The following is a 359-nucleotide window of genomic DNA, read 5'->3' as shown; positions in this document are numbered from 1 at the left end:
TAAAAGGATATCCTTGTCTGATGCTGTCCATCCAGCTAAACCGTATGAATTGGGATGTTTTGGAGAATCGTTTAATTCATCATAGAATAATTTGTTTGTTGTGATTGCATTGAATTTTTTAGCAGCTATGTTGTAGGTAAACCAGGTGCTATCGTTCATTTTATAACCATAAGCATATTTCCCTTTTGGGCTAAGATTCACATTTCTTACGCCTTTAACGGCAATCTGTTGTTCGCCTGTTTTAAGGTTTACTGTAGCAAAATCCCTGATGCGCATCCCTGTCCACTGACTTTCTAGTTCATAAGGTTTTTTGGTGCTTACCAAAGCAATATTAGCGTTCCCTTTATCAGTTAATTTAC

General features: G+C 36.8%; 1 protein-coding gene. It reads right to left on the bottom strand.

The features are described from left to right. Window positions 1-359 (bottom strand): hypothetical protein (locus H4O21_RS28500; protein WP_220495883.1); only part of this gene is annotated, 359 nt, incomplete at both ends.

The sequence above is a fragment of the Oceanospirillum sediminis genome (genome assembly GCF_014164585.1).
In the GTDB taxonomy this organism is placed as follows: domain Bacteria; phylum Pseudomonadota; class Gammaproteobacteria; order Pseudomonadales; family Halomonadaceae; genus Oceanospirillum; species Oceanospirillum sediminis.
The sequence above is the reverse complement of the archived record's forward strand: the minus strand, read 5'-3'. Positions and strand labels throughout refer to the sequence as shown.